We start from the raw sequence: 23903 nt of genomic DNA, 5'->3' as shown, positions 1-23903 counted from the left end.
TTATAAAATAAAAACCAATTTAAGCAGAAAATATATTATTAATCCAACTAGAAAGACTATATTTTAAGTAAATTTCTTCATCAATCGGCTTATATGGCAACCTTATAAAGTCCTCATCAATGAATATATTATTAGGATCTACTATACAGATGTTTTGTTTATCATAGAAATCATAGCTACTAACGTTAGTATTAGTCGTTATTAATTTTTTTTCAGCGCCCAACATCTCTATTGTTCTCATTGTTAATCCACTCTGAGACGGATGAGAAATATCAATTACAAACTCAGATTTAGAGATCATATCTAATAACAATTCATCATTAATTGGCTCAAAAGAAACATCCCTTAAAGAAACGCCTGACATTTCTTTAGTAAAAACTCGTTTAAATAGAAAAAGAATTTCACTAGGGCAATAAAAGAAACTAAACCCATAATGGTCATTCTTAAAAAAAGATGATATATGTTTGACTAAATTAAACCGCCCACTATGCAGTGTACCAATAAAACAAAATTTCAATTCATTTTTTTTATTCTTTCTCATTTCACTATACTCCTCAGTAAAAAAAAGAGGCTGAAATATTATTTTTGGATATATGAGTGAGTCTTGATTATCAAAAGTAAAAAATCTATCAACCACATTAATATATTGGTAACTATTTTTTTTATTATTAATTGAATCCCACATATACACAATGACTTTGGTCTCAGGAAAGATATTTTTAATATAAGACATTATCTCTGGAGTTACACTTTCCGGGTTAATGAAAAGAATATAATCCGGGTAAAAACTAAAAAATGAATTTATTTTTTTCAAATAATATCTGTGAATAAAATAACTAATAAGCACAGATACATTTAGCCTTAACAATATTTTACCAAAACTAGAAGAAAATGGTCGCTCATCAAATAATAAAACTTCCGCCCCCTTCTTTTTTAATTCATCCCTAATTTTATATTCATAACCAAAGAATTTAGGAGAGAATAAAACAATTCTTTTCCCCAAAAGATTTCGCATAAATTAACTCAATATATTCAAATAATTATTATGTATGGTGACTATTAATCCAACTACCACTTTCAAAATTATAACATTTAACTATTTTAGCTGGCACCCCAACGATTACTGAATATGGAGGAAAAATCCCTTTAACAACAGCATTAGCCCCAACAATACAATGTTCACCCAAAACAGTTCCTGCTTGAATAATTGCACCAGAACCAATAAAACAATTTCGTCCAATTATTGTATCTGAAAGAATAAATTGTTGACAATGAATAGGGATGATAATGTCAGAATAATCATGATCAATGTTAGTGATAACTACATTTGCTGTAATTAAAGTACCTTCCCCTATAATCAAATTACACCCTGATGTAATATGAAAATTCTGCCCTATAGCAACATTATCCTTTATATCAATTATACCGTCACCATGAGTCTCAATTCTTGAACCGGGAAATATCCTAACTCTCTTTCCGATAGTAACTCTTTTTAACCCACAAGAAAAAATAGGCCATGCAATATAAGTAGGAAAGCCAATTTTCTTAAGAAAAATAGATAATATAATAGCGGATAAAAACCATTTTAGCTTGTAAAGCATAACCTAACCTCGTCTAAACATCACAATTAACATTCGCCGTATATATTTAATCTTATAAAAAAACAAGAAAATATAAAGTTGTGATTGAGAAATTATGTTATTTGAATAAGTAAGATAAAGCATTTCTTCTGTACCGGCTTGCATTTTCTTTATATTTGAAGATAAACCACTAGCACCAAAATTATATTTCCCGTTTCCCGTAATAACTAATGATTCTGGATAATAGTAAAAATTGCTACTAGCACAGATACGTACCCATAATTCTCCATCTTCTGCATATCTCATTTTTTCATTATAATTTCCAGCCACATCAAGAACAGACTTTCTAACTATCGCTGTCGAAGTTTGAGGAAACATTTTGATCAATAAATCGGTGACATTTGCTTTATATAACGTATTAATATGCCTAAATAATATTCTAAGTTTCTCATTATTTCTAGCACATCCTAAAAAATCTATGCGCACATTAGAACTTAAAATAATATCAAATTGTTTTCTTATTTTTGCCGGTAGCCATATATCATCGGAATCAAGAAATGCGATCCATTCCCCCTTAGCTATATTTATTCCATAATTTCTAGCTGAAGATACTCCGCCATTCTTTTTATGAAAGATATATAAGTTGCTTTTTTTATTTTCTACTTTATATTTCTCTAATAAAATTAATGAATTATCAGTAGAACCGTCATCAATTACAATAACTTCCATTTCAATGTTATATTCACCAATTTCTTGCGAATAAACTGAATCTAAACAAGATAAAATAGTTTGCTGAGAATTATATACTGGAATTATTACTGAAAGCTTCATTTGAATACCTTAAACCAATGCTGGAGTATTATATTATCATTCCATTCCTCAGCTTTTATTAATGCATTTCTACCCATTTCCTCTCTCAAATCAGACTCTTTTAATAATATACTTAGCTTATCAATGTACTCTTCAACATTATTTAATTCTGCTAAAAAGCCATTATAACCATCTTCAATAATATCTCTAGGTCCAGATGGACAATCAAAAGAAACGCAGGGAACACCAAAAGATATAGCCTCTAAAAGCACCATACCAAACCCCTCAAATCGAGAGGTCAATGCAAAAATAGAAACCTTACTATATATACTTTCTATTCTAGTTAGTGTTCTAAGCAATGTAACAGAATTTAATTGATTATCTTTAATGAATTTCAATAACTCATTTTCCAACTCCCCTTCACCTATAATAATTAAGGTCCAACCATCAGGTAATAATCCCCGTATTACTAATTGGTTCCAACAATACAGTAATACAAGTTGTTGTTTATCGGCAGTAAATCTACCGACATTTAACACTATTTTTTCCTTTTTATTATTCAAAGAAAAAACCATATCAGAACGAAAATGAGGTATGTAAACAGCTGGAAAACCCTTTGACATATAAAGGTTATAATCTTGTTTTGTTGGAATACAGTAAAATAGACATGACTTATACGTCAAACGCTTTATTATTCTGTAAAAAAAATTATAGCCATGAGAAGAGCCATGCTCAGAAATAATAAGCTTATCAGTATTTCCTCCAGCCAATAAATACTCAACATGATTCATAGGATGCGTAATATATATATAATCATACCTATTATTATGAATAAAAGATCTTAAGAATTTTACAGACGTAAAAACACTCTTTCCTATTTGAAATATTCTAAATAATCTATTATTCATATTAAGTATTAATGGATTATTCATTGAGACTAGTTTGACATTATCACTAATAGCATAAAATGAATCGCCATCATCTTTAACTAAAATAGTAATTTCATATGAACTAGAAAGCTTACCTACAATGGTAGATACAACTCGCTCAATACCACCTGCAGGTTTCATACTATTTAAATAAAATAAAATTTTTTTCATTAAACACCATTTTTTTGGTACAAAACCAATTATAAATATTTAATTTTTACACGTCTAATTGACAAAAAAAAGAAATACAAAACTCGCAAGATAATTATAGATTGGAAAAGCATTGATAACTCCCAAATATCAGCAGATAAATTTACCATATAAGTTGCTAAAAGGAATATCACTACTCTATGTTCTTTTCTTTCATACGGGGTCAAATAAAATATCAATATATATATTGTGAGAATAAATCCAGAGTTAATACAAGCTATAGGGAAATCAGATCTAAACATTACTAATAAGTGACCGGGCAGACTCATAAATATAGAGTAATCAGCGGAATCACCAAGTAAAAAATCATTAAATAATATACTTGGAGTAATAGCAGGAAGAAGGCTTATTCCTGTTAATCGTTCAAGTATAATTCCTAATGAGAAGAACGGGGAAATAAGCTCACTATGAAAATTAATCATATCAATATATATATACGAAGATAGTGACGATATCCTACCTAAAGCAAAAATAAATATATCATCAGCAGCAATCCCTTCACCCCCTCTAGTAGATTGACGAACATCATAAATAAAAAGAAGTAAATCTTTAACTAAAAAGGATAAAATAAATGGCATTAAAAAAAGTAAAAATAACCTAAATTTACTCATATTGTAATTTATTAATATATAAACAAATGAAGATATTGCAATTACAAAATATCCTTGTAATGACTTTTGACAATAACTAATATATGCGATAAATAACGCACATAATATAAATCGTTTGATTGATAATCTATTAGCAGATATTATCAACAATAGAAAATATGGATTAATCTTTACTAAAATTGATTGAATCACACCTAATATTCCTGACTGAGCATTTTCACCAATAGCCATACCCCCAAAAATAAATGCACCCACACCACAAATAACAATGAGATAATAACAAAATGATGTAAAATGACCTTCTCTATCTTCAAAACCTTTTACATTATTAAAAATAATTAATATGACAACAAATCCTAATAAAACTAATATAAATGCTAGCAAATAAAGGAAAATATCAAATAAAGAACCATTATATTCGACACTTCTAAAATCACCAATTAAATGACCACTAGAATAAATATATATGGCATTGGTTATTAATGGAGTAAAATATAGATAAAATAGGAAAAACCATAATTTATTTTTATATCTGTAAATTTCGTTAATCATATATTCCATAATTAACTCTGGATTATTCGTAGCAAGTTATCTCTAAAATTATTGAAACTCATATCATCTCTTGCAGACTTCATATTATCGAAATACTCTTCACACTTTTCACGCTCTAAATAAAGTAATTTAATAAAATCAGCCATCTCATCAAGATTATTACATAATTTTCCCATGGGGCCATATTTTTCAAAATATGCTTGAAATATTCTATTTTTCAAAGAAATAATAGGGATATTAAAAGAAATACAATCATAAAAAATTCCGCTAGGTACTAACGCATATTGAGTATCACCATTATAAAAAAACAATGCAAAATCAATTTTATTTACATTCATAACGAACTCTTCGCGAGGAATAAAATTTTTTCCAAATACGCCAGCACAATAATGAAGAATATTATCTGAGCGGCCATATTTAAAATACCCATCACTTATACCAACAGTAATTATATCAATAGATTTAATTATATTCTCATCAATACATAACGCTAGGTCATATATCTTTTCACTATTTTTATCCTTTGAATGAATACCAAAAGAACCAAAACATAATTTTTTATCGTTTTTTTTACTAAACGTAATGTCATCCAAAGGATGCTCTACTATAGTTATATGTCCAGCCAATGACGGATAAATTTCTAATAATAGGCTATAGATAGGAAATCCCAGAGCAATATAAGTTAATTTTTTTACTTTATAGCTTAGAAAGCTCTTATTTATACACCAACCACCAATCTTTTGCCCTAATCCAATAGGATGATTCAAATAACTTAGCTCCCCATGCATTATTATGTATATATTCAAATTCAATATTAATAAAAATTTTGATATTATATAATAATGAAGAGGGGTTGCAGATAAGAATAAAACACTTTCCTTCCTAAAATAAGCCCTGAAAAGTATATAAACGGTAATAAATGAAGAGATAAACCAATAATAGAACTTCGATCCAAAGCTTCTCACATTTCTTTTTTTTACGTTGATTTCTCTATCTAATAAAACGTTACAAGTAGAGTTTTTTGTTAACCAGACCTCGGTTATAGTAGATGTACTCAGCAAAGCAGTAATAGCCTTACTATTAAACACATTGTGCTCATCATTTTGTCTCAAAATATCAACAATAATTGTCATATCAGACCTTTTTGCTATTAGTTAAAGCCCCACTTAATGATAAATATGCAATTTTAAAAGGCTCAAAAAATGTCAACCCAAGATTGTTATATGCAATAACTGGCCAAAACCAATTGTTAAAGCACACCTGGACTATAAATAAGGAAATAACTAATGTCCCAATTCCATACCCTAAAAATTTAATACTAATTAAACTAAAGAAGACAATTAATATACCTGAAATTATAGTCGACCACATAAATGGTACTCTATTTAAGGTTGTTAAATAAGCGGTGCATAATGAATGATTCATTTCTAGAAATCCAGCAAGAAAGAATAAGACTAGATATTTTAACTCAAATAACTTCGTACCTGATGAAACTAAATTAATTAATGGTATCCCAATATATATCAAACAAAGAAAACCAAAAATAAAAATGAACCAAGCAATAACAAGTGATATAGAAAAGATTTTTTTGATTTTGTCTTTACTATTCGTAAATTGTAATGAATTCATATGGGGTAATTGCAATCCAAAATACATAGATGCTACTATAATTAAAACACTTAGAAGTTGAGTTGCCAATCCATAACTTGCTGCTGCAGCTAACCCAAGAAAGCTAGAAGCAATAAATAAATTTGCTCTAAGTATTAGAAATGAACCTAATTGTACAAAACCCAACCGCCAAGAACTGGTCCAAATTAATGATAATAAATTTTCAGTAATTACTGTTGATATTGCTAACTTAGTTTCATTATAGCGATCATTATAAAATGCTCTACTTATTAAAAATCGGTCTACAATTACAGAACACAACATTCCAATAGAAAGTGCCATAATACCAAATCCAAATACTAATAAGGGTATCACTACAACTATATTTGTAACTTTCGAAATTACAATCACTTTGTTTAATGCTGTTTGATCACCTCTTCCTTTTAGGATTCCATTATAATAACCAAAATAAAACAATGTGACATTACTTATTGAATATAATACCCATGAAAAAAATATAGTATGTGAATCAATATTACTATTTAAACTATATATATATAATGTACCAATAATTAATAAAATTATTGATGCAGCTATAGAAACTATAAAATAAACTTTTCGGGAGGCTAAAATAAAATTAGCTAATAGTTTTATATTAATTTCATCTCCAGAGCAATTTCTATCAGGAATGCCGACTGACGATAATTTTTTTGCTCCAGAATATATATAAGATGTATGCCTTGATATCGTTGGTTGAAAACCAAACTCTAATAATTGAGTAACACCAGCAATAGATAAAAAAACATACCATAACCCCATTTGCTCTTCATTAAGATAATATAGAGCAATTGGTAATAATATAAGATAAGATCCCATATTAAGAAACTGAGATAAATACCCCCAGAAAATATCTGATTTTACGACGTGATTATTCACTATATAATCTTCATTATTTAATTTACCATGATATATAAAATTTATTAGCGATACATATGCTTATAAATTATTTTTCATACTACTCTTAAAGTCATCAATCATATAATTCAAGTCATCTAGTATTTTCCTTGGATTATATTCTGGTATATATTTCAGAAGATTATCTACTTCAATTCTTGGAAAATACTCCTCTGCAAAATCTATATCGTGCCAAATAATCTCACAATTCGTTTTTTTATGCAGAATATCCGCTATTTCTTTAGCCGAAACGTTATAGCCAGAAGCAACATTGATTATTTTTTCTTTTATAGGTATATCATTCTTAGCTAAAAGAATAGTTGTTAATGCGACATCATCAACAGATACATAGTCTTTTGAATATGACATAGGAACATACATATCTACTTTCCCATTATTAATTGCATTACGTGTTATTGTCGGTAAAAATAAAGGACTATTAAGTGTTATACCATAAACATTGCTAGGTCTTAAAATGAATACATCTCGACTACTACGCAAACATAGTTCCTCGGCTAATAATTTAGTTAAATTAAATAATCGCCTACTGTCATTTACACATATTCTAATATCATCATTTTCATTTGCGGATACATTATTCATATAAATGCGAGTTGACGAAATATATAATAACTTACTAAAATTTGCTTTTTGCAATAACTCACTTAGCAAATTAACATTTGCCTCATAAACATTAAATGGTGTTTTTACACAATCTCCATTTCCCGCGCAATAAATAACCACACCTAAATTTTTAATAAATATCGATGAATCATTCCGTTCTGGAATCCATACGGAGTAACCTTGGTTGATCAAATACTTTACAACCACTGAACCAATAAAACCATTACCACCAAATATAGTAAAATCCATTATCATTTTCGCTATTAGCTAAAAATATCTCTGAACATAGGTAATATACTATCTTTATCAGATATAATAGGCTTCAACAGAGGCCAGTCAATATTTAATGTAGGATCACTCCAATATATACCTCCTTCATCCAAAGGATCATAATAATCTGTACACTTATATTCAAAATCAGCCAACTCACTTAATACACAAAAACCATGAGCAAAACCTGGTGGTATATAAAATTGAATGTGATTGCTTTCACTTAATATAACTGACTTATGTTTACCAAATGTATCAGACTCGACTCTAAGATCCACCGCCACATCAAACACAACACCTTGTGTTACTGTTATAAGTTTGCCTTGGGGTTTAGTTTTTTGAAAATGTAATCCTCTTAATACATTACAAGATGAACGAGAACGGTTATCTTGAACAAATTCCGACTCAATACCAATATCTTTGTATCTTTCTAATTGATATTTTTCATAAAAAAAACCCCGACTATCCTCAAATACCTTTGGTATTATAATGAGCAACCCATCAATACCTGTTTCAATAACATTCATTTGATTTCTCTACATGGCTATATATTACTATTTTTTAATGAGATGCTTTCAGTCAATATTCAAAAGTAAACTATAATCAATCTCTAGCTTTTATTATTATAATTAACAATCAAAATCTTCCCTAAAAAGTACCCTATACTTATAAATAAACCAATAATCATTCCGCTAAGCAGTATCAATAATTTTTTAGGCTTGTCTTTAACAAGAGGTACCGCGGGACTTTTTAAATACGCAAATGCTTGAGCCTTATCTCTGTTGATATTAAAGCTTTCCAGATTAATGTATTGGCGTTGTAAGTCATAATATCCATCAGTTAAAACTAATGGTTGCTTTTCGATATTGTCTAACATTGCTTTCAATGCATCATTTCCTAATAAAAATAGATTTGAATTATCAATTCTTGTTAAACCATTTAATTCAGGTCTTTTTATATTAGATTTTTCAGCTATAACTAATGCCATTTTTATATTTTTAGTTTCTGCCTGACGCTTTTCCTCTGCAATTACCTTTAAAGTATCCATTTGGTTTTTAATACTAATTATTTTATTTTTAATTTGTAACGTTAATTGGTTATATTGTAATTCACCAACATTGCCATTGACTGTTCTCATATAATTTTCAAGTAATTTCTGGGCACTATTTGCTTCACTAGCCGGAAACTTCACGATATAAGAAGTACTATCTTTCTCTTTCGTAAAGCTTATATTATCCACTAGCTCATTTAATAAATTGGCCATTTCATCTGTGTTTTTACCACTAGCAAATCTTTTAAAGTACTCACTTTGGCCAACAAATTTACTTAATTCATTGTAAGAACTAGCCTGATTAATAAACTGCCTAAATAATTTTTCAGCTACATTATCTGGACTAGAAATTCTTTCAGAATTACCTTCAACAAGATGAACACCTTCATAATAATTACTAATTGAATCATATCCAGGTACATCTATTACTGCTGTTGCAGTCCACTGCTCTTTTGCAGTAAAAGCATAAATTCCAGCTATCAATGTGGCCACAATCATACAACTTACAATCCAAAATTTTTTTTGCCATAATTTTACAAGAAGAGCAAACAATTCTATTTCATCATTTTTTGATGCTAAATACATTGGATAGTAAGCAGGTAACACAGGTTGCTGTGGTGGTATGGATTGGTCTTTATCACTCATTAATTATTTCCAATTAATTGAAATTAAATTATTTAAATTCATTGCCTTACTTAATCTAACATAATAATTAGATATCATTTTGACATGCTACCGCCCTTGAGTTACGGCCCTCAAAGGCGCAATACTTTTCCAAATCTAGAGCCACAGCTGCTCTCCACTACACTAATATCTAATTCAATGGTTAGCGCCTGTCGCTCTTTATGTTGTAATGTAGAGGAGTATTTATATGAGTGATTATACGCACTTACCCCCTAATCGCAAGCGAAGCACGTCATAGCTCACAAGCCGAATTAATTATAACCAATTGATTAAATAGAGAAATTAAACATCATTAGATAAGTAAATCTAACGTTAATCACTAATTTTTCCATTACCCATAAATACTGTTTTGTTATAAAAGCAGATAATATCAACCTTAGGCGATTTAACTATAACCATCAACTAATAGCGTGCGGAATAGTAAATCAAGTTAAGGGAACTCAGCCTGGATTGTACGATCTAAACAATCGCCAAACCAACCATAATTACCAACTAAACTAAGTTATGCTAATCATATCACCCATCCCTCAAAATGAACGACACCTGATAAAAATTATGCCCGACAGCTCATGACCATGCTGATGTTGCACCGGGATGAATGTGTCAGCAATATCGCCAAAACATTTTGCTGCGCCTGTTCATCTGTCGGATGCAGAACTAATTGATTTATACTATCAGGCAGGCGTTGAAGGGTTGATGTAAGTGTAAGTATCCCACATAATAGACCCATTCACTTTTAGAGATCTTCTGACATACTGATTATGTTCCTGGAGGAGATCACCATATGTAAAATCCGATTTACAGAGCACCAGATAATCGCCGTTCTTAAATCTGTTGAAGCCGGACGAACAGTGAAAGATGTCTGCCGTGAGGCTGCTATTTCTGAAGCCAGCTATTACAACTGGAAGGCGAAATATGGTGGTATGGAAGCTGCTGATATCAAAAAGCTCAAAGACCTTGAGGACGAGAATCGTCGTCTGAAACAGATGTTTGCCGATCTGAGTTTGGAATGCCGGGCGCTGAAGGACGTCATCGAAAAAAAAGCTTTAAAACCAGCGATAAAGCGTGAGCTAGTCAGCTATTTGATAGAGCGGTTTACGATGAGCACGCGTCAGGCGTGCAGGACATTATCGCTGAGCAGGACGGTATTTCGTTACCAACCGGATACAAGACGTGATGAACCGGTGTTTCAGGCACTGACTGAAGCAGCGGAGCGTTATCCCCGCTACGGATTTAAGAAGCTTTTTCAGATGCTTCGCAGGCAGGGGCATCTCTGGAACCACAAACGTGTGTACCGGATTTACTACCTGCTAAAACTGAATTTTCGTCATCAAGGTAAACAACGCCTGCCGGTGCGCAACCCGGCTCCGCTGGCAACACCGGACGCACTCAACCAAAGCTGGTCCATCGATTTTATGCACAACGCACTGGTCTGTGGCCGACGTTTTCGTACCTTCAACGTCGTGGATGATTTTAACCGAGAAGCGCTGGCCATAGAAATTGACCTGAATATTCCGGCACAGCGCGTTGTCCGGGTACTGGACAGGATAGTGGCAAACCGGGGATATCCGTTGAAGATGCGAATGAATAACGGGCCGGAACTGATATCACTGACGCTGGCACAAAGGGCTGAAAAGCATGGCATGATGCTGGAATTTATCAAGCCCGGCAAACCGACGCAGAACGGGTATATCGAACGTTTTAATCGAACATACCGGACAGAAATATTGGATTTTTACCTGTTCAGAACGTTGAATGAAGTACGGGAAATCACGGAGCACTGGCTGAACGAATACAACAGTGAGCGACCCCATGAATCCCTGAATAACCTGACACCGGAAGAATACCGGCGGATGACTAAAAACCAGAAATCTCAAAAAGTACGTAGTACTAAAACGGGTGTACTTACATTACAGTTAATAAATAGACAACCAACGTTCAATTATTTTATTCAGATCAAAGTTCTCATGAGAATGCATTCTGGCTTTTTTCATCAAAATCAAAGATTCCTCTGCAGGTAGCTCCAATGCATGTACCATTGCACAAGCAAGTTTTTCACTATTTCCAGGCTCAACCAAAAAGCCTTGCTCCCCCAGAACTTCTTTTACTCCACCACTATCTGTAGCTACAATTAATCGCTCACATAACATTGCTTCAGCAACAACCATGCCAAAACCTTCCCAAGCAGATGACAGCACGAACAGGTCTGCTGCACTCATCCACCCTGGAATATCATTCCTTACACCTAAGAAATAAATAAGATTAGTAAGACCTAATTCTTCAGCTAATTTTTGTATATCAGGCTTTAATTCACCATCACCTATAATAACCACTTTAATATCTGGTATTTTTTGAAAAACACACTTGATAGCATATAATAAATTAGGATAATCTTTCGCCTGAGTAAATCGCCCAACGGAAAGAATAAGTTTAGTACGTTCATCAACACCCAACTCTTTTCTTTTTAGATTTCTTTCTGACTCTGAAAAACTAAACTCACATGAACTAATCCCATTATAAACAGTGATAATCTTATCATTATCCACAGCATTATGATTTAACAAGGAATTCACAGCTGAATTACTTACATTAGTAGATAAATCAGGAATACATTTCGTTACTCTATAAAGAAACATTCTCATTTTCCCACCTTCATTATTGCTATGAGAAGTATTTATTAATTTCCTTATAGGCGTTATGATTCTTAACATCCTAACAAAAATATTTGCATGATACATATGAGAATGAACAACATCTGGAATTATTTTATTAATAACCTCTCTTGCTTTTAACAAAGCAATAAAAATTCCCCATGGATTTTTCTTTATATTTAATGAGATAATATTAATCTTTTTGTCATTAGGCTTTAATATAACATTCCCATTAAGTGATATAATCGTAACCGAGTGCCCCAGTTTACTCATACCATCAGCAAGATTACATACCTGCCGTTCAGCTCCCCCTACACCAAGCCCTGTAATAAAATACATTATTTTCATAAAAAATTCTTCTTTTATTCTTTTATAAGAACTAATATCCATTATTATAAATATTTAAATGCGACTGTATGACAATATTAATGTCAAAAACTCCTTCAGCAAATAATCTCCCTTCATTTCCCATTTTTTTTCTTCTGTCAGGGTTTAATAATAACTCTTCGATAGCGTTCGCTAAACTCATTGCATCTCTAACAGGCACTAACAATCCTGTATTATTCGGAATGATAGCATCTCTACACCCTGGAACGTCTGTAGTAATAATACTTCGTGCACACGCAGCCGCTTCAATTAAACATTTTGGTAACCCCTCACGATACGATGGAAGTACAACTATATTTGATTTTGATATAGCCAAAGGCACATCGTTCGTGTATCCCCAGTGTTCAACTAATTCGATAGATTTCCAGTTATTAACTTCCACAGGCTTAATAGATTTTGGATTATCATCAAAATCACCAAGTAAAACCATTCGAACATTGACATTGCGAAATTTTAAAATTTTTGCTGCCTCAACAAATTCATATACTCCTTTGTCCTTTAACAATCGACCAATGAACATAGCTGTCGGCTTAGCAGAAACAGGTTCATCTACAACATGATACTGTTCTAAATCTACACCAGACCCTCTAATTAAAACAGACTGCTTAGGATTAATAATTCCTAACTTTACAAATAAAGACTTATCATCATTATTTTGAAAAATAACAGTAATACGCTTACCATTTATAGATAATTTATATATTCGAATTAAGAAAAAACGCAATAACTTTGCCTTTAAACCTTCAGCAAGAAATACATAACCCAACCCAGAAATTGCAGCCACAACCTTTTTAATTCTTAGTAACTTACTAGCCAGACCTCCATATATCACAGGCTTAATAGTAACCAAATGAATAATATCTGGAACATTATTTCTAATAGCATTAAGTATTGATAAAAAAGATAATGCTTCTGATAATATATTCATTCCACAACGAGACATCTTTATTGGATGTGTTTTAATTCCAAGATCACTTATATATTCTTGCCGATCGGTAAATTGACATACAAGATGAACCTCATAGCCATTATTCATTGCAGCTATCGCTATAGGAAGTCTATGTGAGATAAAAAAAGTATCCACGTTTAATATAAACATTAACCTTTTCATAAAAATACCTAAATCTGTCCTTGAATTTATAACCAAACAAATTATGATTATGTGCTGTATCATAATTTTACGGACATTTAATATATAAAACACTCATAACAATTATTTCATATATATTTCAATGGCCATTATTTAAAACATTACATATTATTATCTATATTAATTAGCACACATAAAAACACCAAAAAACGTAATGTAAATCCTTACATTTAATTTATTGAAAAATTAATTATATTATAAAAAATCAACAGCATTTCAGATAATCCTATAAAAAGACATACAAACAAATCAGTTATATTATCATCCAAAAACTATAAATACTGAGTCATATACCAGTGCATCGCCACCCTAATTCCATCATTAACGGTATAAGTTGGTTCATATTTAAGCAATGACCTGATTTTTTCAATATTGGCTAATGAGTGCTTTACATCACCTTCACGAAATTTACAGAACTCAGGAGGAAAAATATTATGAGAGAAACCATTTTCTTTTAAAGCATTAGATATCATCTTAAAAAGCTCATTAAGTGATGTTCTCTCTCCTACTGCCACGTTATATACTGTATTAACAGCTTCTTCATTACATGTTGCAGCTAAAATATTAGCCTGTAGTACATTCTCAATAAAACAAAAATCTCGACTAGTTTCACCATCGCCATTAATTTTTATTTGTTCTCCAGCTAAAATAGCAGCAGTCCATTTTGGAATAACCGCAGCATATGCACCATTAGGATCTTGACGAGGACCAAAAACATTAAAATAACGTAATCCGATGCTATTAAAGTTATAGCATTTTGCGAAAACATCAGCATACAACTCATTTACATATTTAGTAACAGCATATGGTGAAAGAGGCTTTCCAATTTTATCCTCAACTTTAGGTAAACCTGGATGATCGCCATATGTCGAACTACTAGCAGCATAAACAAAACGTTTAACACCTTCATCTCTTGCCGCAACAAGCATATTCAAAAAACCACTGATATTTGTTTCATTGCTAGCTATAGGATTCTCAATAGAGCGAGGTACTGAACCTAAAGCAGCTTCATGAAGTATATAATCAATACCACGGCATGCGGATCGACAATCATCCAAATTACGAATATCACCTTCGAAAAAAGTAAACCTTTTCCATTGCTCCGTAGTTACAATACTTTCTACTAATCTCAAATTATGAACGTGACCCGTTGAGAAATTATCTAAACCTATTACTACTTGATCTAATGATAATAATCTTTCTAATAAATTACTTCCTATAAAACCAGCAACGCCTGTAATGAGCCATACTTTAGGTTGAGCTTTCAATTCATTAATAGCAACATCAATATATTTCATTATTATAGTCTCCAGAAATGATAACCATTAGATAATATTTTCTTAGCAGGCCATGCACTTTTAACATCGACAAATACACCGCCTGATGTAAGTTTAGATAATATTTTATCTATCTTCATTTCTTGATAAACATCATGATTTACTGCAGCTACTATTGCGTTGACTTCAGGAATATAATCCCATTCACAAAGAGTAATATTATACTCCGACTTCGCTTCCTCTATATCGGCCAGAGGTTCATGTACGATAACTTCAATACCATAACTTTGTAATTCTTTAATAACATCAACTACCTTACTATTACGTAAATCAGGACAATTCTCTTTAAATGTTAATCCTAATACTAATACTTTAGCACCTTTAATTGATTGACCTGCTGCAATTAAATTTTTTATAACTTGTTCTGCAACATATTTTCCCATTCCATCGTTAATGCGGCGCCCAGCTAAAATAATTTGGGGGTGATATCCCAGCATTTCTGCCTTATTAGTTAAATAATAAGGGTCAACACCGATACAATGTCCACCAACTAAACCAGGACGGAATGGTAAAAAGTTCCACTTGCTACCCGCAGCCTCTAAAACCTCTAAAGTATCTATTCCTACTTTTTCGAAAATCATAGCTAATTCATTCATTAGTGCAATATTTAAATCACGCTGTGTATTTTCTATTACCTTCGCTGCTTCAGCAACTTTTATTGAACTTGCAGAATAGACGCCAGCAGTAATAATAGAGCCATATACACTTTTAATTTTTTCTAATGTATCCTCATTATCACCTGAAATAACTTTTACAATTGTTGTAACTGTATGGTTTTTATCCCCTGGATTTATTCGTTCAGGGCTATATCCTACATGAAAATCTTTCTTCCAAATCATATTAGAATATTTTTCCAAAACAGGTATACAGACTTCTTCTGTAGCTCCCGGATAAACTGTAGATTCATATACTACAATTGCTCCCGGTTTAAGATTTCTTCCTACTGTTTCAGAAGATTTTATTAAAGGAGTAAAATCAGGTTGATGTGCATCATCAACAGGTGTTGGTACAGCAATAATAATAAAATCAGCTAACTTCAAAACGTCAGGATTTGAATAGCATGATAAATACTTTGCTTCTTTAATATCATCACTACTAATTTCACCTGTTGGATCGCAAAAGTTTCTATACGCGTTAACTTTTTCTTCTGATAAATCAAATCCTATAGTTTCAAATTTTTTACCAAACTCAACAGCTAAAGGAAAACCTACATAACCCAAACCAACAACAGCAACTTTCATTCACATCTCTCCCTAATTGCGACTAAAAAACAATCCATTTATTCAACTATAAAACTGAATATTATTAATAACTATATTAATTTTTTAAGAGACTCAGATAAATAATCTCCTACTCTTAATTTTCTACCTATATTCTTAGCAGACATTATATGTTTATAATATTCTTTATTATCATTTAATATAAAATCTAATTCATTAAGCGATGAAATACTAAAACCACAATTATTTAACTCAACATATGATGACAAGGCCGACTCTTTCCAAACAATAACAGGTATACCAAGTGTTAAATAAAGTGATAATTTGTGAGGATTATTAAACCGTAAATATTCACCATAATTACCACTACATGTATCTACTGAATCGCCATCCCAAACCAATCCATAGCATTTATAATCATCTAACTTAAGTAATTCTGAAGGATCGTTTGAATCGAAAACCCCTCTGTATGACATCATCTTTGATACCTTTGCAGAAAGATTAATCCCAAATAAAAACACATTAAAATTTGGATTCCAATCATACAGGTATCTGGCCTTAACTGGTGATAAGTTCCCAGCCACAACGACAGCACAATTACTATCAGTTTTAGGCGAAAAATATGCATCATCCTCAGGTATCAAATAATCAAATATCCCTAGATTTACCATCCTCTGAGGTTCAATTCCTTCTTGCAACAATAAATCGAACATTCTTTCGTTATGAACAATTAGACCTTGTGCGCACGTAAGAAGGTTATTTCTTTTTTGTTCATGGCCTCTTAATGAATCAACATCATGAACTAAAAAGTAAGACTTAAAATTCCTAAGCCTCATAATAACCAGTATTATGAAATTATATGGTTTAGCTAATGGATAATTAAAAATAATTCTATCCCGGCTAGAAAGGGATAATAAATACATAGAAAGCCTAATAGAACTAATAATTCTCCCCCAAAAACCTTTTATAGATAGAGGAATTGTTTTTATATCGAGATTGTTTTTTTCTGCTATCTTTAAGGCATCATATTTAGCTTTAAAACCAGCATGATTCCCAATCAAACTTAAATCATTAAAAAATATCATTTATAATGCCTTTCTTTTGTAAAAGAATGAACTTATTAATATAGAAAGAAAAACTATTTGAATCCAATAACTAATACTTGTAATAAAACTCTCATGATAAAAAACAAATATTATACTATATGCAAAATAGCCATAACATACTTTTGCCCATGGATAATTTTTTGCTAAACGCCACATAATGCCAGATACAGCACCATGAAGAAAACTCAATAGAAAAGATGTCCCCATAGAATAATATACATAATCAGAGTATGCCGTATATACGTTTGTTGGAACACCAACATTAACAAAGCCTCTATGTAATGATGACAAATTATTACTGCCTGAAATAGTATTCAGGATTTTTTCAAAAATGCGAAATAAATTTGAGCTTTCAGGAAATTGGTTTAAAAAATAATATTCCTGGAAAGCGATTGTTGGGCTTGATATATAAAAAGCCATATACTTTTTCATATCAGAAACAAGTTCCCCATCCCCCCCATTTCGGAGAATAAAACTAAAGAAAAAGAATACAAACATCCCAAAAGCAAAAAAAAGCAATAATGAAGATAATTTTCTTTTACTAATTATATAAAAAGCAGAAATCAACAGTAAAAAAGCAGATTGTTTTGACGTTGTGAATATTGTAACAATGAATAGTAAAAAACCTAGAACTATGTACAATAGTGTTACTGATGGTTCTTTTTCTCTTTTCCAAATAAGACAGTAAGCCCAAATCACATATATAATAGGAAGAAGATATGTAATTAATGAAGTTCCATCTACAATATCCTCTTTTCGAATATCATTGATAATCTTACTTATTGAATCCAATGAAATTGAATAGCTACTAACACGAATTACTATATAAATAATGCATAATACAGCCAAAAAAAGCTGAATGGATGATATATTATCTCTTAATTCTAAATTGTTATTTATTGAAAATTTTCTTACTATCTCATCAAAAATAACACAGGATATAGAAAAAAACATTATATTTATAAATATAAAAACTTGTGTTTCCAGAAAAAACGAGCTAGTTAATATATCTCTAGTCCAGTAAATGGAAAAAGACACAAATATATATGAACTACTTATCAAAAAAACTGGGTAAAATGAATCTCTACGAATATAATAAATTAAACAGGACATTAGTAACAACAGAATAATTAACATTCTACTTACCCATTTAATTCCTGCTTAATACAATAAAGAGCAGAACGAATTACTTGATGCATATCATAATATTTATATTCAGCTAAACGCCCCCCAAAAATAACATTATTTTCCTGTTGAGATAGTTCTCTATATTTAGAAAATAGGGCCATGTTTTTTTCATCATTAACTGGATAGTAAGGCTCATCGCCAACCTTCCATTCCGCAGGATATTCCCTGGTGATAATGGTATGATCGGTTTCAATAGGGTCAAAATGCTTATGTTCTATTATACGAGTAAATGGTACCTCAGCTTCCGTATAGTTTATTACTGCATTTCCCTGGTAATTGCTTTCTTTCAAACACTCATTCTTAAAACACAAAGATCGGTACTCTAATAAACCATAGATATAGTCATAATATTCATCAATAGGGCCTGTGTATATTACTTTAACGGCACGCTGAGACAAACTTTCACGCTTCGATAAGTAATCGATATTAAGCTCAACATCAATACCTTCTAACATATTAGATACTAATTTTGTATATCCACCTACTGGAACACCTTGATATTTATCAGAAAAATAATTATTGTCAAAGGTCATTCGAACTGGCAGACGTTTAATAATAAAAGCTGGTAAGTCAGTCGCTTTTCTACCCCACTGCTTTTCTGTATAACCTTTTATTAAAATCTCATAAATATCCCGACCAACAAGAGATATTGCCTGCTCTTCTAAATTAGATGGTTCTTTTCCTTCCAATTCTTTACGCTGTTCGTTAATTTCATTTAATGCTTCACTTGGTGTTTTAACTCCCCATAGCTGATAGAATGTATTCATATTAAAGGGCAAGTTAAACAATTTCCCTTTATAATTTGCTAATGGCGAGTTAGTAAAACGATTAAATTCAACAAAAGAATTCACATAATCCCAAATATCCTTTTCGTTAGTATGAAAAATATGAGCCCCATACTTATGCACATGAATACCATTATTATCTTCAGTATATAAATTACCTGCAATATGAGCACGTTTTTCTATAACTAAAACTTTTTTTCCATTCTTTTTTAACTCATGGGCACATACAGATCCAAACAGACCTGCACCAACAATCAAATAATCATACATCAGTATGAACCTCTATCATTTGAATAAAAATATTTTCTTTTTACGTAAAAATAAATACATTAGTAATGTAACACAGGATTCTGTCATCAAAATAGAAATCGCTGCGCCATTGGCGTAAAATAATAAGACCAAAGGAAAAACAATAAACAAACTACAAATACCACAAGTAATAAGTATAGTACTAAATTGCTTTTTATAATTATGAGAAAGCATCGTTTGCACACCAAAAATATTACTTAATGAAATTATAAAAGGCAAAAATGACATCCATCGTAAAATACTAACTGAGCTATGATATGCTTCTCCAACACTGTATTCAATTATAACAGGAGCAAATAAAAATAATAAACAAGAAAAGAACATTGATATACAAGCAATATATCTTAACGATCTCCTTATTAACTCAAGAGCCTTGCTATAATCTTTTTCAATTAAATTATTAATTCTGGGATATAAAGCCTGAGATATAGGATTTAACAATCCCTGAACCGCACTTCGTATTGTATTTGCCGCATTGAAATATCCAACTGCTGCAGGATTGACTAAAAACCCAAGTATTACAGTAGTACTTGTCGTGTATAAACTGATTGCAGATGTTGATATAAAAACATGCCAACCGTTTCGTAAACAGGATATTATATTCTGAGATTTAAACTCGATTGGCTTAACCCAGTCATTTTTAAAAACCAAATAAAGACCAATTACTCCGGCAATAAAATTCACACTACCTTGAATTAAAGCAGCCACCCACAAATCACTAATATTATTAACAAAGATAAACACTAACGGGATCAGCATACAACGAGAAAAAATACTGCATAAGGTAATCCATTTCATTCTTTCCATGCCCTGGAAAAACCAAATTGGATATATTACATTCCCCCAAACCATTGGGGAAAATGACAGTAAAACAAACCAAATCTCTTTATATTTATCTACATACAAACACATTACAATCAAAATAGAAAAAGATAGCAATGCAAGAAAGAATTTACTCCACAAAACAGCCCAAAAAATACTGCTTAATTTCTCTTTATCATCCCTATATTTTGCTACTTGTTGTGTTGCGGTCCAGTTAAAACCGTAGTCAGTTAATAGGACAAGATATTGTATAGATGCTTGACAAAAACCTAAAACACCAAAACCATCCGGCCCCAATACTCGAACCAAATATGGGAACGTAAGCAAAGGAAGTATATATGCACTACCTTGAACCAAGGAGAGATATAATATATTTCTATTTAGAACCGTATTAATTTTCACATTAAAATACTTTTAATCATTTACTTTTGAATATAATGCTCTTAAATATACATTATAAAGCATCCATTTACAATTTGTTAAAAGGAACATAAAAAGAGAGAATGAATTATACCAGAGACAGTTATGTACTTTTAAAATTTATTTATGCTAACATAATGATTAATTAGCTTGGTAATTAATCAAATCTATTCTGGATACTTTTCATTTTTTCCAATTTACTTTTAAATCCAATTTATTTACAACGTTCTAATTTTTTAGAAAACAAAATATTATATAGTCCATATTAAACCTGCATTCATACAGGTACTCTTCAGTTTTTCTAGGATTATTTCTTATTACAACACTATTCCATTAATTGAAATTAAGAATATAAACATAGTTATGAAAACATATTTGACTAAAATTATGACATGCTACCGCCCTTGGCATAATAGTCACTAATAGAATAAAATTGAATAAACTCACAATCATATAACAAACTAATTATCATTCAAAATAACTTAATATCTAACCAATAGATGACCTATCAATTACATATTAACAACCACACTTATAGCTCAAGTTAAATATCAGACAGGTTGAAATTTTATTAAAATTTTTCTTAAAACACTAAATTCACAAATAAGCACCCCGTTGAAAATGACTATTTCAACTATCGGATAGAGCTCTGCTGATTTATTTACTGACTATACTACTACGCTTACTAAATTTCATCAAAGATTATATTACTTCCTATAAAACTTATTCCCTAATCACATATCGATATACCAAAACTTTCCTTCACTCTCATAAGATTGGCGCTATGCTATATGGGTTCTCTAAAAAACTCATAATATTAAAGGATAAGCCATGACTAAGATTTATGAAGATAACTCACAAACCATAGGCCATACCCCCTTGGTACGCCTGAATCACATTGGGAATGGTAGCATCCTGGCAAAAATAGAATCGCGTAATCCCAGCTTTAGTGTGAAGTGCCGGATCGGTGCAAACATGGTTTGGGATGCTGAAAAGAGTGGTGCGTTAAAGAAAGGTGTTGAGTTAGTCGAACCAACCAGTGGTAATACCGGTATTGCCCTGGCGTTTGTTGCTGCTGCCCGTGGGTATAAGTTAACGCTTACTATGCCAGAATCAATGAGTCTTGAACGTCGTAAACTGTTAAAAGCCTTGGGTGCGAATCTGGTTCTGACCGAAGCAGCGAAAGGTATGAAAGGCGCTATTGCTAAAGCAGAAGAAATTGTCGCCTCCGATCCTGCACATTATTTGATGCTGCAGCAGTTTAATAACCCCGCTAACCCTGCAATTCATGAGAAAACTACCGGTCCTGAGATATGGGAAGATACTGACGGTAATGTTGATGTGTTCATCGCTGGCGTAGGTACAGGTGGTACATTGACGGGTGTAAGTCGCTATATTAAAAATACCAAGGGTAAAAAGATTATTTCAGTAGCCGTAGAACCAACGGATTCTCCGGTTATTAGTCAGGCATTGGCCGGTGAAGCATTAAAACCTGGACCACATAAGATTCAGGGCATTGGCGCTGGCTTTATTCCGGGTAACCTTGACCTTAGTTTGATTGACCGGGTTGAGAAGATCACTAATGAAGAAGCGATTGCTACTGCTCGTCGTTTGATGGACGAAGAAGGTATCCTGGCTGGTATTTCATCAGGCGCTGCTGTTGCTGCCGCTTTACGTCTGATTGAGAAGCCAGAGTTTGCTAATAAGAACATTGTGGTGATTCTGCCTTCATCCGGGGAACGTTACTTAAGTACCCCACTTTTTGCTGATTTGTTTACGGAAAAAGAGTTGCAGCAATAAGTTAGTGCTCACAAGTCATTATGCTAAAAGCCACCACAAAAACGAATGTGGTGGCTTTTTTATCTAACTATACCATCTGATTTTTCTGACTGTCTGATAGCTAATTTTCTATTAGAGATTCGATCGTTACAAAATATTCATTCTGTTTAAATTCATATCCCAATCAAATAACATTTTCGTAACCAACGTCATTTTCCAAACAATTTTATGTGCACAATATCTCGTTTTTAAATAAAAAAATTTGATTTTTTTTACCTCAGCGAGTATCAAGCTAAATACTTTTTTCGATGCACGAATTAAATCACTTCTTAATCGCTTAGCTCCTTGCTAAAAGGAGTCATATATAATAGCGTAAGTGATATACCGTAGTTCGGAACAACAAAGGAAAGCTATCTAAACCCCGCGTTCGTTCCCTCTATCCCGCGCATTCCAGCATTAATATGGCAATATTGCTGTTACGCTAACGCCATATTAGTAAAAATAATAGGCTAAACTTAAGTGTTAACGCCAAAAGCTTTAATCCAACTAAGTTGAGGATCACTATGTTCCAGCAAGATGTTACAGTAACCGCGCCAAACGGCCTGCATACCCGCCCAGCTGCACAGTTCGTAAAAGAAGCAAAAGCTTTTACTTCTGATATCACTGTTACTTCAAATGGCAAGAGCTCCAGTGCTAAAAGCCTGTTTAAATTACAAACTCTTGGTCTGACTCAAGGTACTGTGGTAACTATTTCAGCGGAAGGCGAAGATGAACAACAGGCTGTTGAGCATCTTGTAAAATTAATGGCAGAACTTGAATAAGCCCTGTATTACATTTTAACACCCGTTTTAGATTAAGGTAGGCTT

General features: G+C 31.9%; 20 protein-coding genes and 1 pseudogene. 3 read left to right on the top strand and 18 right to left on the bottom strand.

Annotated features, from left to right (window positions below):
• Positions 1-19: 19 nt before the first annotated feature.
• From LPW36_RS01870 to LPW36_RS01825, 10 genes are all read right to left on the bottom strand, one after another.
• A complete protein-coding gene (locus tag LPW36_RS01870; RefSeq protein ID WP_230607801.1) occupies positions 20-1015 on the bottom strand; it encodes a WaaS/CpsH family glycosyltransferase in 996 nt (331 codons plus the stop codon).
• Between the two features lie 28 nt (positions 1016-1043).
• The gene (locus LPW36_RS01865; protein ID WP_230607800.1) at positions 1044-1601 is read right to left on the bottom strand and encodes an acyltransferase; all 558 of its coding nucleotides are present in this window, start codon (positions 1599-1601) and stop codon (positions 1044-1046) included.
• Between the two features lie 3 nt (positions 1602-1604).
• A complete protein-coding gene (locus LPW36_RS01860; protein WP_230607799.1) occupies positions 1605-2411 on the bottom strand; it encodes a glycosyltransferase family 2 protein in 807 nt (268 codons plus the stop codon).
• Positions 2408-3490, bottom strand: a complete 1083-nt coding sequence (locus tag LPW36_RS01855) for a glycosyltransferase family 4 protein (protein ID WP_230607798.1) — start codon at positions 3488-3490, stop codon at positions 2408-2410. Before LPW36_RS01855 ends, LPW36_RS01860 begins: the two co-directional genes overlap by 4 nt.
• Before the next feature lie 29 nt (positions 3491-3519).
• A complete protein-coding gene (locus tag LPW36_RS01850; protein ID WP_230607797.1) occupies positions 3520-4701 on the bottom strand; it encodes a hypothetical protein in 1182 nt (393 codons plus the stop codon).
• A 2-nt stretch (positions 4702-4703) separates the two neighbouring features.
• Positions 4704-5825, bottom strand: coding sequence for a hypothetical protein (locus LPW36_RS01845; protein WP_230607796.1), 1122 nt, complete (start codon positions 5823-5825; stop codon positions 4704-4706).
• A 1-nt stretch (position 5826) separates the two neighbouring features.
• Positions 5827-7236, bottom strand: coding sequence for an O-unit flippase-like protein (gene wzx / locus LPW36_RS01840; protein ID WP_230607795.1), 1410 nt, complete (start codon positions 7234-7236; stop codon positions 5827-5829).
• A gap of 60 nt (positions 7237-7296) precedes the next feature.
• Entirely contained in the window at positions 7297-8127 is an 831-nt protein-coding gene (locus tag LPW36_RS01835; protein WP_230607794.1) for an NAD-dependent epimerase/dehydratase family protein, read from the bottom strand.
• Between the two features lie 14 nt (positions 8128-8141).
• Positions 8142-8675: a dTDP-4-dehydrorhamnose 3,5-epimerase gene (gene rfbC, locus LPW36_RS01830; RefSeq protein ID WP_230607793.1), complete on the bottom strand. Its 534-nt coding sequence runs from the start codon at positions 8673-8675 to the stop codon at positions 8142-8144.
• Between the two features lie 83 nt (positions 8676-8758).
• Positions 8759-9844, bottom strand: a complete 1086-nt coding sequence (locus tag LPW36_RS01825; RefSeq protein ID WP_230607792.1) for an LPS O-antigen chain length determinant protein WzzB — start codon at positions 9842-9844, stop codon at positions 8759-8761.
• An 821-nt stretch (positions 9845-10665) separates the two neighbouring features.
• On the opposite strand from LPW36_RS01825, the pseudogene LPW36_RS01815 reads away from it, so the two are divergent.
• Positions 10666-11736: pseudogene (locus tag LPW36_RS01815) on the top strand (IS3 family transposase); the annotation flags it as partial.
• Positions 11737-11799: 63 nt separating this feature from the next.
• Here the strand turns inward: LPW36_RS01815 and LPW36_RS01810 are convergent.
• The 8 genes from LPW36_RS01810 to LPW36_RS01775 all read right to left on the bottom strand — a co-directional run bounded on the left by LPW36_RS01810 (position 11800) and on the right by LPW36_RS01775 (position 21240).
• Positions 11800-12882 (bottom strand): glycosyltransferase, encoded by a 1083-nt coding sequence (locus tag LPW36_RS01810; RefSeq protein WP_230607791.1) that lies wholly within the window; start codon positions 12880-12882, stop codon positions 11800-11802.
• 31 nt (positions 12883-12913) lie between these two features.
• Positions 12914-14032 carry a glycosyltransferase family 4 protein gene (locus LPW36_RS01805; RefSeq protein ID WP_230607790.1) on the bottom strand — a complete coding sequence of 373 codons (1119 nt, stop codon included), beginning with the start codon at positions 14030-14032 and terminating at the stop codon, positions 12914-12916.
• Between the two features lie 311 nt (positions 14033-14343).
• Positions 14344-15369, bottom strand: coding sequence for an SDR family oxidoreductase (locus LPW36_RS01800; RefSeq protein ID WP_230607789.1), 1026 nt, complete (start codon positions 15367-15369; stop codon positions 14344-14346).
• 2 nt (positions 15370-15371) lie between these two features.
• Entirely contained in the window at positions 15372-16649 is a 1278-nt protein-coding gene (locus LPW36_RS01795) for a nucleotide sugar dehydrogenase (protein WP_230607788.1), read from the bottom strand.
• A gap of 71 nt (positions 16650-16720) precedes the next feature.
• Entirely contained in the window at positions 16721-17713 is a 993-nt protein-coding gene (locus tag LPW36_RS01790) for a glycosyltransferase (RefSeq protein WP_230607787.1), read from the bottom strand.
• Positions 17714-18847, bottom strand: coding sequence for an O-antigen polymerase (locus tag LPW36_RS01785; protein ID WP_230607872.1), 1134 nt, complete (start codon positions 18845-18847; stop codon positions 17714-17716).
• A gap of 29 nt (positions 18848-18876) precedes the next feature.
• Positions 18877-19977 (bottom strand): UDP-galactopyranose mutase, encoded by a 1101-nt coding sequence (glf, locus tag LPW36_RS01780; RefSeq protein WP_230607786.1) that lies wholly within the window; start codon positions 19975-19977, stop codon positions 18877-18879.
• Positions 19978-19992: 15 nt separating this feature from the next.
• Positions 19993-21240, bottom strand: a complete 1248-nt coding sequence (locus LPW36_RS01775; RefSeq protein ID WP_230607785.1) for a flippase — start codon at positions 21238-21240, stop codon at positions 19993-19995.
• Positions 21241-22089: 849 nt separating this feature from the next.
• Here LPW36_RS01775 and cysK point away from each other — a divergent pair.
• Positions 22090-23058: a cysteine synthase A gene (gene cysK / locus LPW36_RS01770; protein ID WP_230607784.1), complete on the top strand. Its 969-nt coding sequence runs from the start codon at positions 22090-22092 to the stop codon at positions 23056-23058.
• A 542-nt stretch (positions 23059-23600) separates the two neighbouring features.
• Positions 23601-23858, top strand: coding sequence for a phosphocarrier protein Hpr (ptsH, locus tag LPW36_RS01765; RefSeq protein ID WP_047781613.1), 258 nt, complete (start codon positions 23601-23603; stop codon positions 23856-23858).
• The last annotated feature ends 45 nt before the right edge of the window (positions 23859-23903 follow it).

This window comes from Limnobaculum eriocheiris (assembly GCF_021010575.1).
Taxonomy (GTDB): Bacteria; Pseudomonadota; Gammaproteobacteria; order Enterobacterales; family Enterobacteriaceae; genus Limnobaculum; species Limnobaculum eriocheiris.
This window is presented reverse-complemented; position numbering and strand designations above follow the sequence as displayed.

What these genes read in the sequence shown, in the direction of transcription:
- rfbC (WP_230607793.1), bottom strand. Translation starts at nt 8,675, where the DNA reads ATGAATGTTATTGAAACAGGTATTGATGGGTTGCTCATTATAATACCA.
- LPW36_RS01855 (WP_230607798.1), bottom strand. Translation starts at nt 3,490, where the DNA reads ATGAAAAAAATTTTATTTTATTTAAATAGTATGAAACCTGCAGGTGGT.
- cysK (WP_230607784.1), top strand. Translation starts at nt 22,090, where the DNA reads ATGACTAAGATTTATGAAGATAACTCACAAACCATAGGCCATACCCCC.
- LPW36_RS01845 (WP_230607796.1), bottom strand. Translation starts at nt 5,825, where the DNA reads ATGACAATTATTGTTGATATTTTGAGACAAAATGATGAGCACAATGTG.
- LPW36_RS01790 (WP_230607787.1), bottom strand. Translation starts at nt 17,713, where the DNA reads ATGATATTTTTTAATGATTTAAGTTTGATTGGGAATCATGCTGGTTTT.
- LPW36_RS01795 (WP_230607788.1), bottom strand. Translation starts at nt 16,649, where the DNA reads ATGAAAGTTGCTGTTGTTGGTTTGGGTTATGTAGGTTTTCCTTTAGCT.
- LPW36_RS01870 (WP_230607801.1), bottom strand. Translation starts at nt 1,015, where the DNA reads ATGCGAAATCTTTTGGGGAAAAGAATTGTTTTATTCTCTCCTAAATTC.
- LPW36_RS01800 (WP_230607789.1), bottom strand. Translation starts at nt 15,369, where the DNA reads ATGAAATATATTGATGTTGCTATTAATGAATTGAAAGCTCAACCTAAA.
- LPW36_RS01805 (WP_230607790.1), bottom strand. Translation starts at nt 14,032, where the DNA reads ATGAAAAGGTTAATGTTTATATTAAACGTGGATACTTTTTTTATCTCA.
- LPW36_RS01810 (WP_230607791.1), bottom strand. Translation starts at nt 12,882, where the DNA reads ATGAAAATAATGTATTTTATTACAGGGCTTGGTGTAGGGGGAGCTGAA.
- LPW36_RS01835 (WP_230607794.1), bottom strand. Translation starts at nt 8,127, where the DNA reads ATGGATTTTACTATATTTGGTGGTAATGGTTTTATTGGTTCAGTGGTT.
- LPW36_RS01865 (WP_230607800.1), bottom strand. Translation starts at nt 1,601, where the DNA reads ATGCTTTACAAGCTAAAATGGTTTTTATCCGCTATTATATTATCTATT.
- glf (WP_230607786.1), bottom strand. Translation starts at nt 19,977, where the DNA reads ATGTATGATTATTTGATTGTTGGTGCAGGTCTGTTTGGATCTGTATGT.
- LPW36_RS01860 (WP_230607799.1), bottom strand. Translation starts at nt 2,411, where the DNA reads ATGAAGCTTTCAGTAATAATTCCAGTATATAATTCTCAGCAAACTATT.
- ptsH (WP_047781613.1), top strand. Translation starts at nt 23,601, where the DNA reads ATGTTCCAGCAAGATGTTACAGTAACCGCGCCAAACGGCCTGCATACC.
- LPW36_RS01785 (WP_230607872.1), bottom strand. Translation starts at nt 18,847, where the DNA reads ATGTCCTGTTTAATTTATTATATTCGTAGAGATTCATTTTACCCAGTT.
- LPW36_RS01825 (WP_230607792.1), bottom strand. Translation starts at nt 9,844, where the DNA reads ATGAGTGATAAAGACCAATCCATACCACCACAGCAACCTGTGTTACCT.
- LPW36_RS01850 (WP_230607797.1), bottom strand. Translation starts at nt 4,701, where the DNA reads ATGGAATATATGATTAACGAAATTTACAGATATAAAAATAAATTATGG.